This window comes from Pseudoalteromonas sp. HF66 (assembly GCF_011806445.1).
Taxonomy (GTDB): domain Bacteria; phylum Pseudomonadota; class Gammaproteobacteria; order Enterobacterales; family Alteromonadaceae; genus Pseudoalteromonas; species Pseudoalteromonas apostichopi.
This window is the reverse complement of record NZ_JAATOU010000019.1, coordinates 1-17,472: the sequence shown is the minus strand read 5'-3', so window position 1 is coordinate 17,472 and position 17,472 is coordinate 1. Positions and strand designations below refer to the sequence as shown.

Annotated in this window: 12 protein-coding genes and 1 pseudogene; 5 read left to right on the top strand and 8 right to left on the bottom strand. The window is 41.6% G+C overall.

Translation table 11 applies throughout. The features are described from left to right. Positions 1 to 6 precede the first annotated feature (6 nt). From HCZ11_RS15965 to HCZ11_RS15945, 5 genes are all read right to left on the bottom strand, one after another. Complete coding sequence (locus HCZ11_RS15965) at positions 7 to 759, bottom strand: DUF3450 domain-containing protein (protein ID WP_130052557.1); 753 nt, start codon at positions 757 to 759, stop codon at positions 7 to 9. 177 nt (positions 760 to 936) lie between these two features. Beyond that, complete coding sequence (locus HCZ11_RS15960; protein WP_167658882.1) at positions 937 to 1,542, bottom strand: DsbA family protein; 606 nt, start codon at positions 1,540 to 1,542, stop codon at positions 937 to 939. Beyond that, entirely contained in the window at positions 1,543 to 2,622 is a 1,080-nt protein-coding gene (locus HCZ11_RS15955; RefSeq protein WP_254869169.1) for a diguanylate cyclase, read from the bottom strand. Positions 2,623 to 2,640: 18 nt separating this feature from the next. After that, positions 2,641 to 4,530 (bottom strand): methyl-accepting chemotaxis protein, encoded by a 1,890-nt coding sequence (locus HCZ11_RS15950; protein ID WP_130052559.1) that lies wholly within the window; start codon positions 4,528 to 4,530, stop codon positions 2,641 to 2,643. Positions 4,531 to 4,878: 348 nt separating this feature from the next. Continuing rightward, positions 4,879 to 6,150, bottom strand: coding sequence for a sugar MFS transporter (locus HCZ11_RS15945; protein ID WP_167658881.1), 1,272 nt, complete (start codon positions 6,148 to 6,150; stop codon positions 4,879 to 4,881). Between the two features lie 137 nt (positions 6,151 to 6,287). Between HCZ11_RS15945 and HCZ11_RS15940 the strand changes: the two genes are divergently transcribed. The 3 genes from HCZ11_RS15940 (at position 6,288) to HCZ11_RS15930 (ending at position 10,295) form a co-directional block, all read left to right on the top strand. After that, the gene (locus tag HCZ11_RS15940) at positions 6,288 to 7,505 is read left to right on the top strand and encodes an AGE family epimerase/isomerase (protein ID WP_167658880.1); all 1,218 of its coding nucleotides are present in this window, start codon (positions 6,288 to 6,290) and stop codon (positions 7,503 to 7,505) included. Further along, complete coding sequence (locus HCZ11_RS15935; protein ID WP_167658879.1) at positions 7,505 to 8,458, top strand: carbohydrate kinase; 954 nt, start codon at positions 7,505 to 7,507, stop codon at positions 8,456 to 8,458. The genes HCZ11_RS15940 and HCZ11_RS15935 overlap by 1 nt, the downstream gene beginning before the upstream one ends. 100 nt (positions 8,459 to 8,558) lie before the next feature. Continuing rightward, positions 8,559 to 10,295: a hypothetical protein gene (locus tag HCZ11_RS15930; RefSeq protein ID WP_167658878.1), complete on the top strand. Its 1,737-nt coding sequence runs from the start codon at positions 8,559 to 8,561 to the stop codon at positions 10,293 to 10,295. A gap of 26 nt (positions 10,296 to 10,321) precedes the next feature. Here HCZ11_RS15930 and HCZ11_RS15925 read toward each other — a convergent pair whose 3' ends face one another. The 3 genes from HCZ11_RS15925 to HCZ11_RS15915 form a co-directional block, all read right to left on the bottom strand. After that, positions 10,322 to 10,846 (bottom strand): RNA methyltransferase, encoded by a 525-nt coding sequence (locus tag HCZ11_RS15925; RefSeq protein ID WP_054552060.1) that lies wholly within the window; start codon positions 10,844 to 10,846, stop codon positions 10,322 to 10,324. Further along, positions 10,846 to 11,343, bottom strand: coding sequence for a YcgN family cysteine cluster protein (locus HCZ11_RS15920; RefSeq protein WP_054552059.1), 498 nt, complete (start codon positions 11,341 to 11,343; stop codon positions 10,846 to 10,848). The genes HCZ11_RS15925 and HCZ11_RS15920 overlap by 1 nt, the downstream gene beginning before the upstream one ends. 70 nt (positions 11,344 to 11,413) lie before the next feature. After that, on the bottom strand, positions 11,414 to 13,237 hold the full coding sequence (locus HCZ11_RS15915) for a DUF885 family protein (protein ID WP_167658877.1): 1,824 nt from the start codon (positions 13,235 to 13,237) through the stop codon (positions 11,414 to 11,416). A gap of 147 nt (positions 13,238 to 13,384) precedes the next feature. On the opposite strand from HCZ11_RS15915, the gene HCZ11_RS15910 reads away from it, so the two are divergent. Beyond that, positions 13,385 to 14,653 carry an amidohydrolase family protein gene (locus HCZ11_RS15910; RefSeq protein WP_167658876.1) on the top strand — a complete coding sequence of 423 codons (1,269 nt, stop codon included), beginning with the start codon at positions 13,385 to 13,387 and terminating at the stop codon, positions 14,651 to 14,653. Positions 14,654 to 14,849: 196 nt separating this feature from the next. After that, positions 14,850 to 17,278 (top strand): annotated as a pseudogene (locus HCZ11_RS15905) (TonB-dependent receptor). Positions 17,279 to 17,472 lie beyond the last annotated feature (194 nt).

The window sequence follows — 17,472 nt, the reverse complement described above, 5'->3', positions numbered from 1 at the left end:
AACCTCTTATTCAGCAGCGTGGACTGGCAGTGTTAACATATCTGGGGCAAGTTGCTTACGAGCAATGCGTAAACCTTTGTTGATTTGGCTGATTGCAGAATCTGGTAACTCAACAAACGATTTTGTTTCTTTATCCCAGCTACCTGCTTTTTTGCCGTCGCGTGTTAAATAAATAAGTTCTAAGCGACCAATGCGTAAGAAATCTACTTCGCGCTCTTGACCATCTACATTAAGTAATGATGTATACGCTTCGATAGTGCGACCGTAATCAACCTCTACTTGGTAAGCTTCAAGTAAACGGCGGAATTTTTCACTTGAAGTGATATCTGCGCGGTCCATCATTTCTTTTAATGATGCGATACGTTTGCTTCGTTCTTCAGTTAAGAAAGGTACGTCTAGTGCAACAAATTGTTCCAGGCCCGTGATCATGCGCATCATTAACGGCGTAATTTGACGCTCGATAACTGATACCTGATCCATTGACTCATTTAACGCGTCCATTTCAGCAATTTGGTTGTTTAACTGCTTGGTAAGTTGCGCGTTATAAACAGTTAAGCCTTCAATTTCTTTATTAAGAGCTTTGAATTGTTGTAAACGACCTTGCATTGAATCTGCAATCTTGTCGATTTTAGTTTGTGATTGCGCTGCAGATTTGTTTATCTCGCTGCTTTTATCAATTACTTTATCTAGATCGTTTGCATGTACCGCCGCAGATGCCGCTACAATACCTGCTAAAATCAGTGGTTTAACGCCTTTCATCGCATACACCTTTACTCGTTAAGTTAGCTTAATTTACTAGTGGGGGTTGTTTTAATGTGCGAAAGGATAACGATGAAAAATGACAAGCGTGTTGCGTAAAAAATACAAAATTATGACAGCTGTAACAATTAGTTTATATTGCGCAAAGATAAGGCAAAACTTGCAGGGTTTTGGGAACTAAATATGGGAAACGATCTGTTGATAAGTGCTTTCCCAGTCTAGATAGTTAACAGGGATAGCGTGGTAGTTCCCTTTATTTTCAATAACTAAAGACGGAAAGCCTTGGATAGGTAAGCTTCTAGCTTGGTTTATTTCGGCCATTAATAAAGAATGTATGTTTTCACTTTCAATTTCTTTTATAAATGTGCTTTTTTCTAAACCTATTTGCTCAGCAAGGAGCACAAGTGTGCTTATGTCTGACGGGTTTTGTGCATTTAAGTAATAGGCTTTTTGAATGGCATAAAGCATCTCCTGCTCTTTTTCGTGCTGCCTTGCAACAATCACAGCTCTACATGCTGGGTAAGTAGAGCGACGTGGTTTAGCAGTGTGCCAAAACTCATGATTAAATGGTGTACCAAGTTGCTGCTCAATTCGCAGCCATGTTTGCTGTAAAAACTGTTGCATATCTATAGGCATTGGCTCATCGGAATCAGGAGCAAGGCCGCCCACTCTATATTCAATAGCAAGTTTATCACCAAGGGCTGCTTGAAGCTTTAACCAAGTTTCTCTATAGCCCCAACACCAACTACACATAGGGTCATAAACATAAATTAACCTTGCCATTTAGCTTATCTCGGTTAAATCAGAAACCACGACATTACGCCCTTTTGCTTTAGCTTTATAAAGGTTGTCATCAGCTTGTTTAATCGCTTTACTAAATTGGCTTCCTCTTTCGAGGCTGGCAATTCCGATACTACATGTGATTGTCACAGACTCCCCAACATCGAAGGGGATCTGTTTTTGAGCGACATAACTACGCAGCTTTTCGGCCACGGCATGAGCTATATTGAGTCCAGCTTTAGGCAGTAAAATAATGAATTCTTCGCCACCATAGCGCGCTTTAATATCTGTGCCACGTAATTTATCATGCATCATAGAGGTAAACGCTATTAATGCCTGATCACCAAAATCATGGCCATAACTATCGTTAATTGATTTAAAGTTATCTAAATCAATTAATAATATCGACATCGGTAAATAGTTAGCCGCTTCGGCTTCAAGACGAGGCTGAATATGCTCATAAATATAACGGCGATTCGCAAGGCCAGTAAGTGGATCTGTCAATGCATCGCGCTTTTCTATTAAGGTAATATCAGCAATTTTTTGATGGCTTTTTTGTCTAAAGTATTCGCTAATCGCAGAAAACAATATCACCATTGTGAAAGAGGCTATAAAGCGTGAGGTTTCAACTTGCCCATAATGCGCTTGACCAAAATTAGGGCTAAATAACAAAGCAACCGCACTGCTATACATAATAATAACCAATACACTGCCAACTTTTAAACCTAAGGTGACATAAGCCACAATAGGGTAAAACATCAGCCAATATAAAGCGGTATTCTCTTTGCCACCGGTATACACCAATGCCACGCAGAGCAACAGAATAATAGACAATATAATGCAACTAACAGACACCAAAGCGCCAGTGCGAAAGTAATAAAACATGCACAGCACAATAGTCACATCACTGACCACTAACATAATAGTTAACGGTAAGGCATAAATTTGATAGTTAGATAATACTAAGGATGTGATTAATACAATGGCAAAAAAAGCCATTGTAAACAGCGTGAAGGCACGGCGTTGTTTATCCGCCGTGTCGACACTATTTAAATTAATGGCATTAAGCCAGTTTTGATCCAAAATTGCAGTCTCTTAAAACTAAACTTTAAATTTAAGTACCAATTTTTCAAGCTCATAGAACTGGGCTTTTAATTTTGTACACTCATTCAAGGTGTTATTAAGATTACTCTTACCTTGATTAGAAAGCTCACTAATTGAGTGTATATCACTATCTAAACTTTGAATTACTTGGTTTTGCTCTGTGGTGGCATTCGCTACACTGTGGTTCACTTCATCGATTGATTCGATAGCACGCGTCACCTCAGCCATTTTATCACCCGCTACATGGGCTTGTTCAACACTCTTTTCGCTGTCACGAATACTTGCAGTCATTACTTCAACCGCAGACGCAGAGCCTTGTTGTAATTGAGAAATAGTGTCTTCTATTTCTTGCGTTGATTGCTGTGTTCGGTGTGCTAGTTGCCTAACTTCGTCAGCAACAACCGCAAAACCTCGACCAGCTTCACCTGCGCGGGCCGCTTCAATAGCAGCATTAAGCGCTAATAAGTTGGTTTGCTCACTTACACCTTTAATCACTTCAAGTACTTGACCAATGCTTACAGTGTGCGCATCTAAACTATTAATCGTTTTTTGTGCTTGCTCCATATTACGAGACAAGGCATTTATAGCAGTTAAGTTATCAGCTAACGCAGATTGGCTTTGTAGTGACTGGCTATTCGCACTCGTCGCAAGGCTAGACGCATTACTTGCACTATTTGAGATTTCTACCGCGCTAGAGGTAAGCTCGTTGATTGCGGTTGCAACGTTGTCAGTACGTTTTGTTTGGTCTGCATACATATCGAGCGTACCTTGAGTTTGGTTCACTAAACTCTCAACTAAACGCTCAAGCTCAACAGTGGTATTTTTAACTTGCTCAATTGATGTATGAATTTTTTCGATAAAAGCATTGAAGTAATGACTTAATTCACCAAATTCATCATTGTTTTCAACCTCAAGACGACGGGTTAAATCACCCTCACCTTGTGCGATATCTTTAATTGCATCGTTTAGGCGCTGCATTGGCCGCATTAAATAACGAAGTAAGAACTGCATCATTAATACAATAGCGGCTATACCCATCAGCATATATATGGCAGCCATATTTCTAAATGACGCGACCGATGAATAGGCAATTTCTTCGTTGATCACCACACCAAGATACCAATCAACGTTTTGAATTCCTTTAATTTTGGTAAACGACACTAATTTATCTAAGCCACCAACTTGTACTTCTACAAACTCAGATTGTAACGATAGGCTTTTACCGAATAAATCGCGCATGTTTTTGTCGTTAAACTTAGTTTCTGGGTGACTTAAAATGCGGCCTTCACTATCAAGTAAGAAACCATAACCAAAACCTAAAAAGTCAATTTCGTTAACTATCTTAGTAATGGTTTTCATATCAATATCAGCACCTGCAACACCGCTAAACACACCATTTGCTTGCATAGGGGCTACAGCCGAAATAGTCAGCTCATTGGTTGTTACATCAATATAAGGGGCAGTAAAAGCAGTGTTAGTTTTGTTTTCAACAAGTTTGTACCACGGGCGTGTCGTAGCATCGTAGTCAGGCGGTAACACAACCGATTGGTCATTCAATACAAATGTGCCATCAGTGATACCTATATATGTGTTTTTAAAGTTACCAGCTTTGTCAGCTGTGTTGAGCTGTGTAAGTGTTAGCTCTTTGCTGTCACCAAGTTGATAGGTGTCTGCAACTGACGAAACAATCGCTAACTTGGCATTTAACCAGTTCGCTATATTTTGCGACACTGACTGAGAAATCTCTTGCAACACAAGCGAAAGCTGCTCTTGCGTTTGGCTGCGCATAGAGATGAAGTTATTAATCGTGAATAAACCGAGCACAATCACTAAAACCAGTGATGCAGCCACAGTTACCTTGGTGGTAAATTTAAGAGTGCTTTGCATGACAAACCTGTTTGTTATTTTTTTCGTTGTTAGCGCTTTTATATTTAACAAATTTCAAGCTCTTTGTCTTATAAATTTAGGCTAAAACTAGAAAAACGTTCCTTTTAATTAAAGTACGCTTTATATAGAAATCAATTACTTTGTTAACGGCAGCAAATTTAACTTCTAAAGTCGTCACGATAAAAAACAACAAAACCCATTTTGGAACGTTCCTAAATAGATTTGATTTAATCGCCCTTGAATACGTATTCATTAAATCATTTTGTCATCTAAATTTGTTCCTGGTAGCAAATAAATGGCATAAAAAAACCCCGCAAATCTGTGCGGGGCTTTTATTAGAAAGTACTTTTAACCGATGCGCTGTTTCCAGCTATCAGCTAAACGCACAACGTTTAAGCCATACCAAGCGATAAATGCATAACAAATCACTGGTACGAAGAAGCTTTGTTGTATGTTAACTGTATCTGCAACCACACCTTGTACTAATGGTACTAATGCACCACCTACAATAGCTAAGCATAACCAACCCGAACCTTTACTGGTGAGTGAACCTAAACCTTCAATAGCTACAGAGAAAATAGTTGGGAACATAATTGAGTTAAATAAACCAATCGCAAGTACTGAGTAAAGTGCTAAGTCACCTTCAGTGAAAATAGTCACTAACAGCAGTGCAATAACCATCATGGCATTAAAGAATAACGCTTTTGATGGTGCAATCTTCTGAAGAGCTGCAGAACCAATAAAGCGACCAACCATTGCACCGCCCCAGTAGTAAGCAATTAAGCTTGCAGCTGCATGCTCTTCAAGGCCAGCAATATGCTCTTCTCCGAAGTAGTTTACCAAGAAACTACCAATAGAAACCTCAGCACCTACGTAACAAAAAATACCTACCACACCCATCATTAAATGTGGTGCTTCTTTCAGGCTGTGGCCTTTCGCTTTACAGTCTTGCTCTTCTGTGTGCTCTGCAATCACTGGTAGTTTAAAGAATGCAAATACAACAGCAATAGTTAATAGCGCTGCTGCTAACATAAGGTAAGGCACTTTTACTGATTCAGCAGTTGCCGCATTTGCAGCTAAAGTACCCGCTGTACCGAAGAATAAAATACCACCTACATATGGTCCAACCGTTGTACCTAGGGAGTTAAGTGCTTGAGCAAGATTTAAACGCGACGACGCTGTTTTTTCAGGGCCTAACGCCACAACATATGGATTAGCTGACACCTGTAATACGGTAACACCCGCTGCTAGTACAAATAATGCACCTAAGAACAGCCAGTACTCATGCACTACAACCGCAGGATAAAATAACATACAGCCAATTGATGCCACTACTAAGCCTGTTAGTACGCCATTTTTATAGCCAAGTTTTTTAACCAACATACCCGCTGGTAGCGAAACAATAAAGTAAGCACCAAAGAAACAAAACTGAACCAGCATTGCCTCTGTATAGGTTAAATCGAATACCCCTTTTAAGCGCGGGATCAACACATCATTTAAAACTGTAATGAAACCCCACAAAAAGAATAGGGTTGTCATTGCCGTCAGTGGTAGCAGGTAATTTTTATTTTGCTGCGAACCATCGGCGACAAACGATTGGTTTGTATTTATTTCACTCACGTGGTTTTCACTCCGTTAACAAGTTACCTTTGATTCTACACATTGAAGTAAAAATAGCACAAAGATTTACTAGGAACGTTCCAATATTTCTATTTCCTGCTATAGTTGCAAGATGAACACAGATTTATTGATAGACCATGGCCACAGTTAACTTTAAAAGCTCTGCTTTTCTTAAGCAGCATATCCAAGATACGCTTGCTTTTTATCACCCACACTGTGTTGATTATTCAGCTCATGGCTTAGCTGGTTTTTATCAATTTTTTAAAAATAATGGCGCGATTTACGATAAACACACTCGCCATTTAGTATCGAGTACACGCTTTGTTTTTAACTACGCAATGGCGTACATCGAGTTCAAAGACCCTGAATATTTAAGCCTCACTAAACATGGTTTAGCCCACCTTGAACATGCCCATAAGCAAGCATCCGGTGGTTACGCTTGGCTTATAAAACAAGATAACAACGGCAAAGTGAGTGTTTTAGACGATACCAACCATTGTTATGGGCTTGCCTTTGTAATGCTTGCCAATGCAGTTGCTTTAAAAGCTGGTGTTAGCGACTGTAAAAATACTATCTCACAAGTATGGGATTTATTAGAGCAACACTATTTTGAACCAAAGTATAATGCCTATTTAGATGAACAAAATGCCGATTTTAGCTGTGCAGATGAGTATCGAGGGCAAAATGCCAATATGCATTTATGCGAAGCTCTTCTCATGTGTTTTGAAGCAACATATGAACAGCGTTATTTAGAGCGCGCGAAAGAGCTTGCCAAAACTTTCACAGTTAAACTAGCAGCATACAGCCAGCAGTTTGTGTGGGAGCACTACTCTAAAAACTGGCAAATTGATTTAGATTACAATAAAGATGATCCGCAGCATTTATTTAGACCATGGGGCTTTCAACCTGGACATCAAACAGAGTGGGCAAAACTGTTACTTATTTTAAACCGCCACATTGATGAACCTTGGCTGGTGACTAGGGCGAAAAGCCTTTTTGATGAAACTCTAAGCATTGCGTGGGATCATCAACATGGTGGTATTTTTTATGGCTTTGCACCAGACAAACAAATTTGTGATAGCGATAAATACTTTTGGGTGCAGGCCGAATCACTAGCCGCAGCAGCCCTACTCGCTGATGCCACAAATGATGAAAGCTATTGGCAATGGTACGAAAAAATTTGGCAGTACAGTTGGCAACATATGGTAGATCACCGATATGGTGCTTGGTACCGTATTTTATCAGCAGAAAATCTGCCTTACAGTGACGAAAAATCGCCAGCAGGCAAAACCGACTATCATACTATGGGTGCCTGCTACGAAGTATTAAGAACCTTAACCTTGAGGAATGCATAATGAGTTTAGTGTGTTTTGGCGAAGCATTAATCGACTTTTTATCAGATGGTAAACAACCTGAATCATTTACTAAATACGCAGGTGGCGCACCTGCCAATGTGGCTGTTGCAGCTGCAAAACTAGGCCTAAACACCAGCTTTTGTGGCATGTTAGGCGATGATATGTTTGGTCACTTTATTAAACAAGAGCTTGACCAACATGCGGTAAACACTGATTACTGTACATTCACTGATGCTGCTAAAACAGCGCTGGCGTTTGTATCACTCGATGAAAGTGGCGAGCGCTCGTTTAGCTTTTATCGCCCACCAGCAGCTGACTTACTGTATCGCGTAGACGACTTTGACCATGCAATGTTCTCAAGTCACGCTATTATGCATGTATGCAGCAACAGTCTCACTGAGCACAACATCTATCAAACAACTATTTATGGCTTAACTCAGGCGAAAAAAGCCGGTGCAATTTGTAGTTTTGATATGAATTTACGCGAAAACCTATGGCCAAGCATGCGCCATACGCTAGATAGAATGTGGCATGTTATTTCACTGGCAGATATCGTCAAACTATCATTTGAAGAACTTGAGTTTTTAAATCAAAAGAGCCATCAAGCAATGCCACTGGAACATACCATTGATACCATTTTAAAGGCAGGTGTAACTTGTTTGCTTGTTACCAATGGCGGTGAAGCAATCAGCTTTTATCATGCTGACTTTAAAGGCCAAGTAAGTCCACCTGCTACAAAAGTGGTTGATACCACTGCCGCAGGCGACGCTTTTATTGGCGGTATGCTGTCTAGAATTGGTCAGCACTGTGAAAACAAACAAAGCTTTAAAGAGTTTTGCCAAACCCAAGCTAATATTGAACAAACCATTGCTTACGCTGCTAAAGCCGGCGCTTTTGCTGTAAGCCGTTATGGTGCCTTTGCATCATTACCTAGCGCCGAAGATCTTCTATAACCACTCATAATTGCTTACAAATCTATTAAGCACTCTAGTGGAGAGTGCTTAAATTTCATGGTATGTTTTTCAACTAATTAAAGAAAAAGGAATTCATCCTATGAATAATAAGCTTCTAGCTGGGGGCGCGATTGCCATTGTTGCAGGTGCGTTGTTGTACTCACAAAACAAAGCCAGTGTTGATGTAGATTTACCTGAGCTTGCTTATGTACCAGCCGATACGGCGGTTTTTTATGGTCAACTTAAGCCGTTTCCGTACAGCAAGTATTTTGCGCTTATGCCAGATGCAATGAAAGGTACTAGCGATTTAACGCCCGTTATTGCTGAGCTTAAAACAGTTGATGATAAGAATGCCCTTTTCCTTGCATCACTGATGGAAAAATACCAGCAATCACTGAGCTCTTACGATGCCTTTAAATCGATTTGGGGCTTTGGTGACGACTACAAAGGGATGATGTATGCGCAAGGTTTAATGCCTATTGTGCGCTTTCAGGTCGCAGATCAAAGCAGTATTATCAATAGTATTAAACAAGCTGCTGATGAAGCAGGTATTGCTTATACAACAGAAAGCCTTGAAGGCGTTAGCTACACGCGCTTTGCCATTGAACTTGAAGGGCTAGATAACTTCAACCTAATAGCATCAGCTCACAACAATTGGGCTACCTTAACGCTGACTACCTCGCTTTCTAACGATCAAGACTTACGTATTGCCCTTGGCGTAGAAAAACCAGCTCAATCACTGGCTGAGACTAAAAAACTACCTGAGCTTATTAAAACTTTCTCGCTTGATGGTAACTCGGTTGGCTTTGTCGATCATCAACGCATCGCCAATGCTGTAACAGGCAAAGAAGACTCTCGTTTACACCAGATGCTAAAAGAGCTTCTTGATAAAGCGCAGCAATCAAATGCCTTAGCAGCGATTTCAACACCGCAGTGTCAGGATGATATTGCTGCTATTGCCGCTAAATGGCCCGCGACAGTATCAGGCACAACAAAAACACGTATTACAGCCGACTACGCCGACTTTGACGTAAAAGCAGTGCTGCAAAGCACTGATCAAGACTTACTTAATACTCTACAAGCCGTGCGTGGTTTTGTACCAAAACACACCACACAGCTTGATGGCCAAATGATGAGCGTTGCTTATGGTATTGATGTAGCAAAAGTACTGCCACTGGCCAATACGCTAACCGGTGCAATTAAATCAGCTGAGTTTAACTGTGGCCCGATTGTCGCACTACAAAATGAAATGCAAGATGTGAGTACTGCGGGGCTTGCTATGGTGTCGGGTTTTGCAAATGGCGTACAAGGCATGAGTGTCAGCGTTCAAGATGCTGCATTTACCATTGATGACTACAACGGCCCACAAATTGATAAGCTTGATGCCATCGTGACCCTTTCTGCAACCGATGCTCATGGCCTTTATTCTATTGCGCAAGGTTTTGTACCGCCACTTGCTAATATAAAGCTACCTGCTAATGGTGATGCTGTGTTGATCAATGAATACATTCCATCGCCTGTGCCACTTAACTTTGATATTAAAATGGCGCTGAAAGGCAATCATATTGTGATTTTCACCGGTGATAAGTCAGCACAAATTGCCGAGACTTTAGAGTCGCAAAGTGTCACTAAAAATGGCTTTGTGAACATGGCATTCGACGTTCAAAAAATCTTATTACCTTTGCTTGATACGATTGCTGCAACGGGTCAATTATCTGATGAAGAAATGGCTGAGCTTGATGCCCTACGCGACCAACCTGTCGGTGTTTATTTTGCCACAGACATTACCGACAACGGTATTGGCCTTGAAAGTAACGTACAAATTACTAAAAAGTAGTTTTGAGTTTGAATCTAAAAAGAGCGTTATTTAGCGCTCTTTTTTTGTTGCCATTTAAGTGAGTTGTTGGTGTCTCGACTATTGCAAATGGTGTCGTTTGAACTCTCAATACCACCGAGCTTTGCAAGTCGGTCGTACAGCACAACATTGCAGGTTGCGGCTAGGTTCATACAGCCTATGGTTGGCACATACACTACTTCATCACACCATTTCAGCACGTCTTTACTAACCGAGCCATCTTCAGGGCCAAACACATAAAATGCGTTTTCAGGGTGCTTAAATTCAGGCAGTGGCGTTGCACCTTCAACAAGCTCAATCACCACCGTTGTGGCACCTTCAGGCTTTGCTTGCTCTAGGCTTTCAACTTGCGTAAGTGGAATATGCTCAAGCACATTTTTGGTATCGGTGTGATACTTATTAGCGCGTAAATAGCGGCTACCAGTAAAAAATACCTGCTTGGCATTGTAACAACCCGCGGCACGTAATACGCCACCCACATTAGTTGGGCTTTTTGGGTTTAACAGGCCAATGCTGGCTTTAAGGGCGCTCATTAATCAATGTCTCTAGTTGGCCATTCGGCCACATAAAGATCAAAGTCATCTAGGTCTACGTCGCAGTCTTTCACTGTTTTGTCACGCACAGAAATACCCAGCTCATGCATCATGTCTTTACTACCACCGTTCAATAACGGGTGCCAAGACGCAAGGCCACGGCCTTCGTAAAGGCGACGGTAGCTACAGCTTTGCGGCATAAAAAAGATATCTTTGAGGTTTTCTTTAGTGAGCTTTACACATGAAGGCACCAAGGTTTGACGATTCGCATATTCGCTGCAACCACAGGTGTCGTTGTCTAGGTATTGGCAAACGATATTAGTGAAGATCAGTTCTTCTCCCTCGCGGAGTTGATCCGTTGCGGTAAATTCATCTTCGTCTTCGCTGTCGATAAATGTGTTTAAACAACATTTACCACAGCCATCACAAATGGCTTCCCATTCGGGTTGTGACATTTGCTCAAGCGAGCGCTTAAGCCAAAATTGATCTTCTAACATGGTATTACTCAAAGCCCCTAAACAGCGCGCATTCTAGCGTAAAGCCAGCATGCGCGCAAAGTTTAGCGTGTTACTTTTGCTCGTTAACCCAGCGCTTAATTTTCTCTTCAAGAATTGGCATAGGTAATGCGCCATCAATCAGAACTTGCGTATGGAAGGCTTTAATGTCGAACTTATCACCAAGCTCTTTGCTCGCGTAGTCACGTAGTTCTTGAATTTTGAACTGACCTAACTTGTACGATAGCGCTTGGCCCGGCCATGCAATATAACGCTCAACTTCGGCGATAATGTCACTTTCGGCCATTGATGAGTTAGCCAACATGTAATCAATACCTTGTTGACGTGTCCAACCTTTCGCGTGGAAACCAGTATCAAGCACTAAACGCATTGCACGTAATTGCTCATCTGATAAACGACCGTACCACATGTAAGGGTCAGTGAATAAGCCAAGCTCTTTACCTAAGCTTTCTGCATACAATGCCCAACCTTCTGCAAATACCGTGTAGCCACCGAATTTACGGAACAGCGGTAATCCTTCAATTTCTTGTTGCAAGGCAATTTGAAAGTGGTGACCCGGCGCTGCTTCGTGAATAGACAAGGTTTCAAGTAAAAACTTAGGCTGTGCTTTTAAGTTAAAGGTATTGATATAAAAAATACCTGGGCGTGAACCATCTGGTGCTGGCGACTGGTAAGATGCACCCGCAGCAGATTCAGCGCGGAAATCTTCAACTGCTTTTACAACGTATGGCGCTTTTGGCGCAATATCGAACATTTGCGGCAGCTTAGCATCAATTTTTTCTTTTACTGCTTCGTACGCAGCAATTAACTCTTCTGGCGTATCGTAGTAAAACTCATCTGAAGTTCTTAAGTGTTCAAAAAACGCTTTTAAATCGCCTTCGAAACCGACAGTCTCTTTGACTTTTTTCATCTCAGATAAAATACGCGATACTTCGCTTAAGCCAATGTCATGAATTTCATCGGCGTTTAAGCTAAGTGTTGTATGCTGTTTGATTTGATACTCATACCATGCTTTACCATTTGGTAGGTCGCTGTAACCAATGCTTTCACGGGCATTTGGAATATATTCATTAGCTAAAAAGTCAGCCATTTTTTGATACGCCGGCACTAAACGCTCGCTGATCATCGCAGAGTATGCGCTTGTTAGCTGTGCTTTTTGTTCGTCGCTGAAAGACTCAGGTAACTGAGCAATTGGCCCCCAGAATAATGACTCTTCTGGTTTTTCTACAATATGAGTTTGAAATTGTGGTAATAGTTTTTCAGCAAGCGGCTTAGGAAGAACCACTTTGTCTTTCATGCCTTGGCGCATTGATTGCTCAACACTGTCTAACCAAGCGATGAAACCATCAGCACGTTTTTCAAATGCTTGATAATCTTCAACGGTGTTAAAAGGCTGTGCACTTTGCCCAGAACCTAATGCAGCAAAGGTATTATGCGCCCCACCCATTTGGTTAATTGGCATTAAGTAACTTGGAAACTGAGCGCCTTCAATCGCAAGGTCTAAATCGCGGGCTAGGATTTCGTAGCTCAATAATGACTGACCCGTTAATTGCGCTTTGTCGATATTTGCTAGTTTGTTTTTGTATTCTTTAACAAAGTTAAGCTGCTCGTCGCGGTTTGCTTTACTAATAGGTGCAATAAATTGGTCGTTATATTCGCTACGGCCAATGTAAGTACCACCAATTGGATTAAACTTTAGGCCTGCTTCAAAGTAGTCTGCTAGTAATGTATCAAGTTGCTCTGTGGCTGACGTTGCGCTTGGTGCTTGTTTGCTCACCGAAGTGGTTGGTTTTTCGTTTGTTGGCGTTGATTCATTACAACCAAGTAATGCAAACATCACAGCCGAACTAAGTAGTGCTAGTTTTACGTTTTTCATTCTTTCCCTGCCCTTATATTAAGTACGCGTAAATTATGAGGGTTTAGTTCCCTATTTAGCAAGTATAGCCGTAACTTATCGCAGTTTATTTACACTTTGCAGGCTGATTGCTAGAGTGGCGACTCGACTTACCAATTTTGAATAAAAATGAAAAAGACAGTTCTTGCGATTAGCCTAGGCCTTACTTGCCTAACCTCTTTAAATACCTATGCAACAACCTACTTATCGGCAAAAGCCATGGTAGATGTAAATTCAGGTAAACTGATTAAATCACCACTCATCAGTATAGATAATGGTCAAATTACAGCTGTACAAAGCAATAAACAGCCGAATTTAAAAGACGGCGATAAGCATGTTCAATTACCAGAGCTGACTTTGGTGCCAGGTTTAATGGATATGCATGTTCATTTAACGAGCGATCCTACCGTGCCGCGCAGTGAGCGAATTGGTCAATCGATTCCGCGTAAAGCAATCAAAGCGGCGCACTTTGCCGAAAAAACACTGTATGCAGGTTTTACAACGCTGCGTAACTTAGGCGCAGAAGGCTACAGCGTTATTGCAGTTCGCGATGGCATTAACGCAGGCGACATTGTTGGCCCACGTATTTGGGCTGCAGGCCCGTCGTTAGGTGTTACTGGCGGTCACTGCGATAACAACCGTTTACCACCAGAAATGAAATACACCGCCGAAGGCGTTGCTGATGGCCCATGGGCCGTGCGCGCTAAAGTACGTGAAAACATTAAGTACGGTGCCAATGCCATTAAGTTTTGCGCAACAGGCGGGGTATTCTCAAAAGGCACGAAAGTCGGTATTCAACAATATAGCCAAGACGAAATGAACGCCATTGTTGACGAAGCTCATTTTCGTGGCCTAACCGTGGCAGCCCATGCACACGGTACCAGTGGTATTAAAGCGGCTATTGTTGCCGGTGTAGACAGTGTTGAACACGTTAGTTTTGTTGATGATGAAGCCATTAAACTTGCGAAAAAACACGGTACTTGGTTCTCAATGGATATTTACAACACTGAGTACACCCTAGCCTTTGGTGAACAAAATGGGGTTGCAGAAGAAAACCTCAACAAAGAACGCCAAGTATCTAAAAAGCAACGCGATAGCTTTAGCCGTGCAGTAAAAGCAGGTGTGAACATGGTATTTGGTACCGATGCGGCGATTTACCCACATGGCGATAACGCAAAGCAGTTTTCGCGTATGGTTGAATTTGGTATGACACCCCTACAAGCCTTACAGTCTGCAACCATCAATAGCGCTAAACTGCTAAAAATGGATGATCAACTTGGGCAAATCAAAAGCGGTTTCTTAGCCGATATTATTGCCGTTAAAGGCAACCCGCTTGAAAACATTGCAGTCCTTGAAGATGTACAATTTGTTATGAAAGACGGCAAGGTTTTTAAATAAGCCATTTTGCTGGCTTTGCATGAGTGAAGTCAGTAACCTTCCTTTGTATCCATATCGTAAACAAAATTACCAACCATAAAACCAATTGTTAACAACTTGTGTCTAGATTGAGAAATTACCCAAAACAGTCAAATAAAACTTGAAATGAAAATAGCTCGCATTATCATTACCGAAAAACTTCGACTAATTACCTATAATGACGACACACAAATATTCAATTTTAGCCCTAGCCTGCTTAAGCGCATTCAATGCAACCGCCAACGATTTAGACTCTGTTGAACGTATTACCGTTTACGACAAACAAAACCGTGTAGTACTTGAATCTGGCCTTGCCACTAAATCAAATATGACCCTAATGGAAACGCCAGCGCCAGTTGTGGTTGTTGATCAAGAGCTTATCAACTCGCAAGGCGCAACAAACTTACAAGACTTAGTGCGTAACATTAGTGGTGTAACCCAAGCCGGTAATAACTACGGCATTGGCGATAACTTAGTGATCCGCGGTTTAGGTGCTAACTATACTTACGATGGCATGTACGGTGGTGCAGGCCTAGGTAACACCTTTAACCCTACACGTTCAATGACCAATGTTGAATCTGTAGAAGTACTTAAAGGCCCAGCAACAGGCTTATATGGTATGGGTAGCGCAGGTGGGGTTATCAATCTGATTGAAAAGAAACCACAATTTACTGAGCAGCACACCGTTAATGCTGAGCTTGGTCAATGGGATAGCTACTCACTAGGCTTTGCTACTCACTAGGCTTTGATAGTACAGCAGCATTAACCGACAACCTTGCTTATCGCGTTAACGCAAAAACCGCTCGCAGCGATGGCTACCGCGACTTAAAAGACGACCGTGATGAAATTTATGGCGCGTTAAAATACGTATTAAGCGACAAACAAGACATCATGATTTCTGCCGCTTATATCAAAGATGCCATTGCTGTTGATTCAATTGGCCACCCTATTCGTATTTTTAACAGCGACTCAGTCAATGGCAAAACCGCAGATGAAGTAACCGCTGCCGATTTAATAAACGATGCAACAGCAAAAGGCCTGCAACTAACCGAACAGCAACGTCAGCAATTAGCAGACTCACTTGCAGCCAATGATGGCTTAACACCTTATACCTTTGGTCATAACGGTATTATCTCGCCAATGGCAAATGATAACGAAGGCGAAGAGCTGCGCTTTAAGTTAACCCATAACTACTTCATTACTGATAATTTATTTTTAAATCAGCAACTACAATACCGTAATTACGAATCGAGCTTTGCCCGCCAAACGGGTGCTTACAACTATGTTTATTGGAACCGTAATGGCGTGATCAATGCTGACCCGCGCGCTCCATTAGTAGTTGATGACGTACTATACCCATTTGCTGCGCGCCGCCAAGAATACCGCCAAGTAGAAGCTGACGAAAAATCATGGCAATACTTTGCTGACTTGCGTTATGACTTTAGCTTTGCTGGTATTGATAACGAACTACTTGTAAACGCCAACTACGAAGACCGCGATATTCGTTTTAAACAATACTCAATTTACGATGCCGACAAAGTCATTAAAAATAAAGATGGAGAGGTTATTTACCAAGGTCAATTACCTTACATTTTTGATATTCGTAACCCGAACTGGGGCGAAGGCAGCTTTTATGATTACGACCCGCTAAAAACCAGCGATTACAACAAAAAGGTTCAAGCTTGGGGTGTAGGTATTCAACATGTTGCGTATATTCACGACACTTTCACAACCCGTGTAGGCGTTGCATTTAACCGCATTAAACAAAGCTACGAACACTTTGGTGTAGATGCGCGCTACCGCGCAAGTGCCGCCGAGCCAACACCAGAAGCAGATACATCAGACAGCGGTATGACCTACAACCTAGGTGCAACCTACAAACTTAGCGATGATATTTCGTTCTTTGTAAACCATTCTAAAGGCCGTACAGCTTACAGTGTGCTTGGTAGTGTGTCGGGTAACGAAGCAGACCGCGATGACGCAGAATCAGTCAGTAACGACATTGGTATGCGTGTAAAAGCCTTTGACGATCAACTACTGGCCTCACTGGTGGTATTTGATAGTGCTCGTACAAACCTTGAGTATGCCAACCCAGATTATGAAGCCGGTGTATCTGATGCCTCAGTACCAAAAAGCTTTTACGATGGTGAAGAGCAAACCAAAGGTGTTGAACTTGATTTAAATGCCGATTTAAACGAGCAGTGGAAACTTAACGTAAATGCGGTGTATCAAGACGCTCGCGATAAGAAAAACCCTAACTCATCATCTTTCGATACTCGCCAAAAAGGTGTGCCTTATGTAACAGCAAGCAGCTGGTTAAGCTATGACGCTAAATGGTTTAATTTAGCCGAGCCACTGACAATTAGCGCAGGCGTGCAATATGTTGATGACCGCAGCACAAACTCAACCTCGTTTGGTATTCCAGATGGCTACGTACCAAGCTACACGGTTTACGACGCCGCAATTCAATACCAAACAGATGATTGGAAACTACAGTTAAACTTAAACAACTTGTTTAACAAAACCTATTACTCAAAAGCAATGTTCTTAGGCGGTATGCCAGGAGAAGAGCGTAATGCTAAATTAACCTTTAGCTACACACTTTAATTGTGAATTGATTGCAAAAAGCGCGGCTTAGTTAAGCCGCGCTTTTTTGTTTGTTTAGTGCGAGATTTTGATTAGTAACTTGTTTTTGGACAAAAACACGTTAGAGTATTTAATCAGTAACGCCTTACTAATGGGCGCAAAATGTAGCTTGGCTAAACTTAGCGACGAAGGAGCACAAGCCAAGCATTTTGCGT

Coding starts and splice junctions, on each gene's coding strand:
- HCZ11_RS15940 (WP_167658880.1), top strand. CDS start 6,288: ATGGCCACAGTTAACTTTAAAAGCTCTGCTTTTCTTAAGCAGCATATC.
- HCZ11_RS15910 (WP_167658876.1), top strand. CDS start 13,385: ATGAAAAAGACAGTTCTTGCGATTAGCCTAGGCCTTACTTGCCTAACC.
- HCZ11_RS15960 (WP_167658882.1), bottom strand. CDS start 1,542: ATGGCAAGGTTAATTTATGTTTATGACCCTATGTGTAGTTGGTGTTGG.
- HCZ11_RS15935 (WP_167658879.1), top strand. CDS start 7,505: ATGAGTTTAGTGTGTTTTGGCGAAGCATTAATCGACTTTTTATCAGAT.
- HCZ11_RS15915 (WP_167658877.1), bottom strand. CDS start 13,237: ATGAAAAACGTAAAACTAGCACTACTTAGTTCGGCTGTGATGTTTGCA.
- HCZ11_RS15925 (WP_054552060.1), bottom strand. CDS start 10,846: ATGAGCGCCCTTAAAGCCAGCATTGGCCTGTTAAACCCAAAAAGCCCA.
- HCZ11_RS15950 (WP_130052559.1), bottom strand. CDS start 4,530: ATGCAAAGCACTCTTAAATTTACCACCAAGGTAACTGTGGCTGCATCA.
- HCZ11_RS15965 (WP_130052557.1), bottom strand. CDS start 759: ATGAAAGGCGTTAAACCACTGATTTTAGCAGGTATTGTAGCGGCATCT.
- HCZ11_RS15920 (WP_054552059.1), bottom strand. CDS start 11,343: ATGTTAGAAGATCAATTTTGGCTTAAGCGCTCGCTTGAGCAAATGTCA.
- HCZ11_RS15930 (WP_167658878.1), top strand. CDS start 8,559: ATGAATAATAAGCTTCTAGCTGGGGGCGCGATTGCCATTGTTGCAGGT.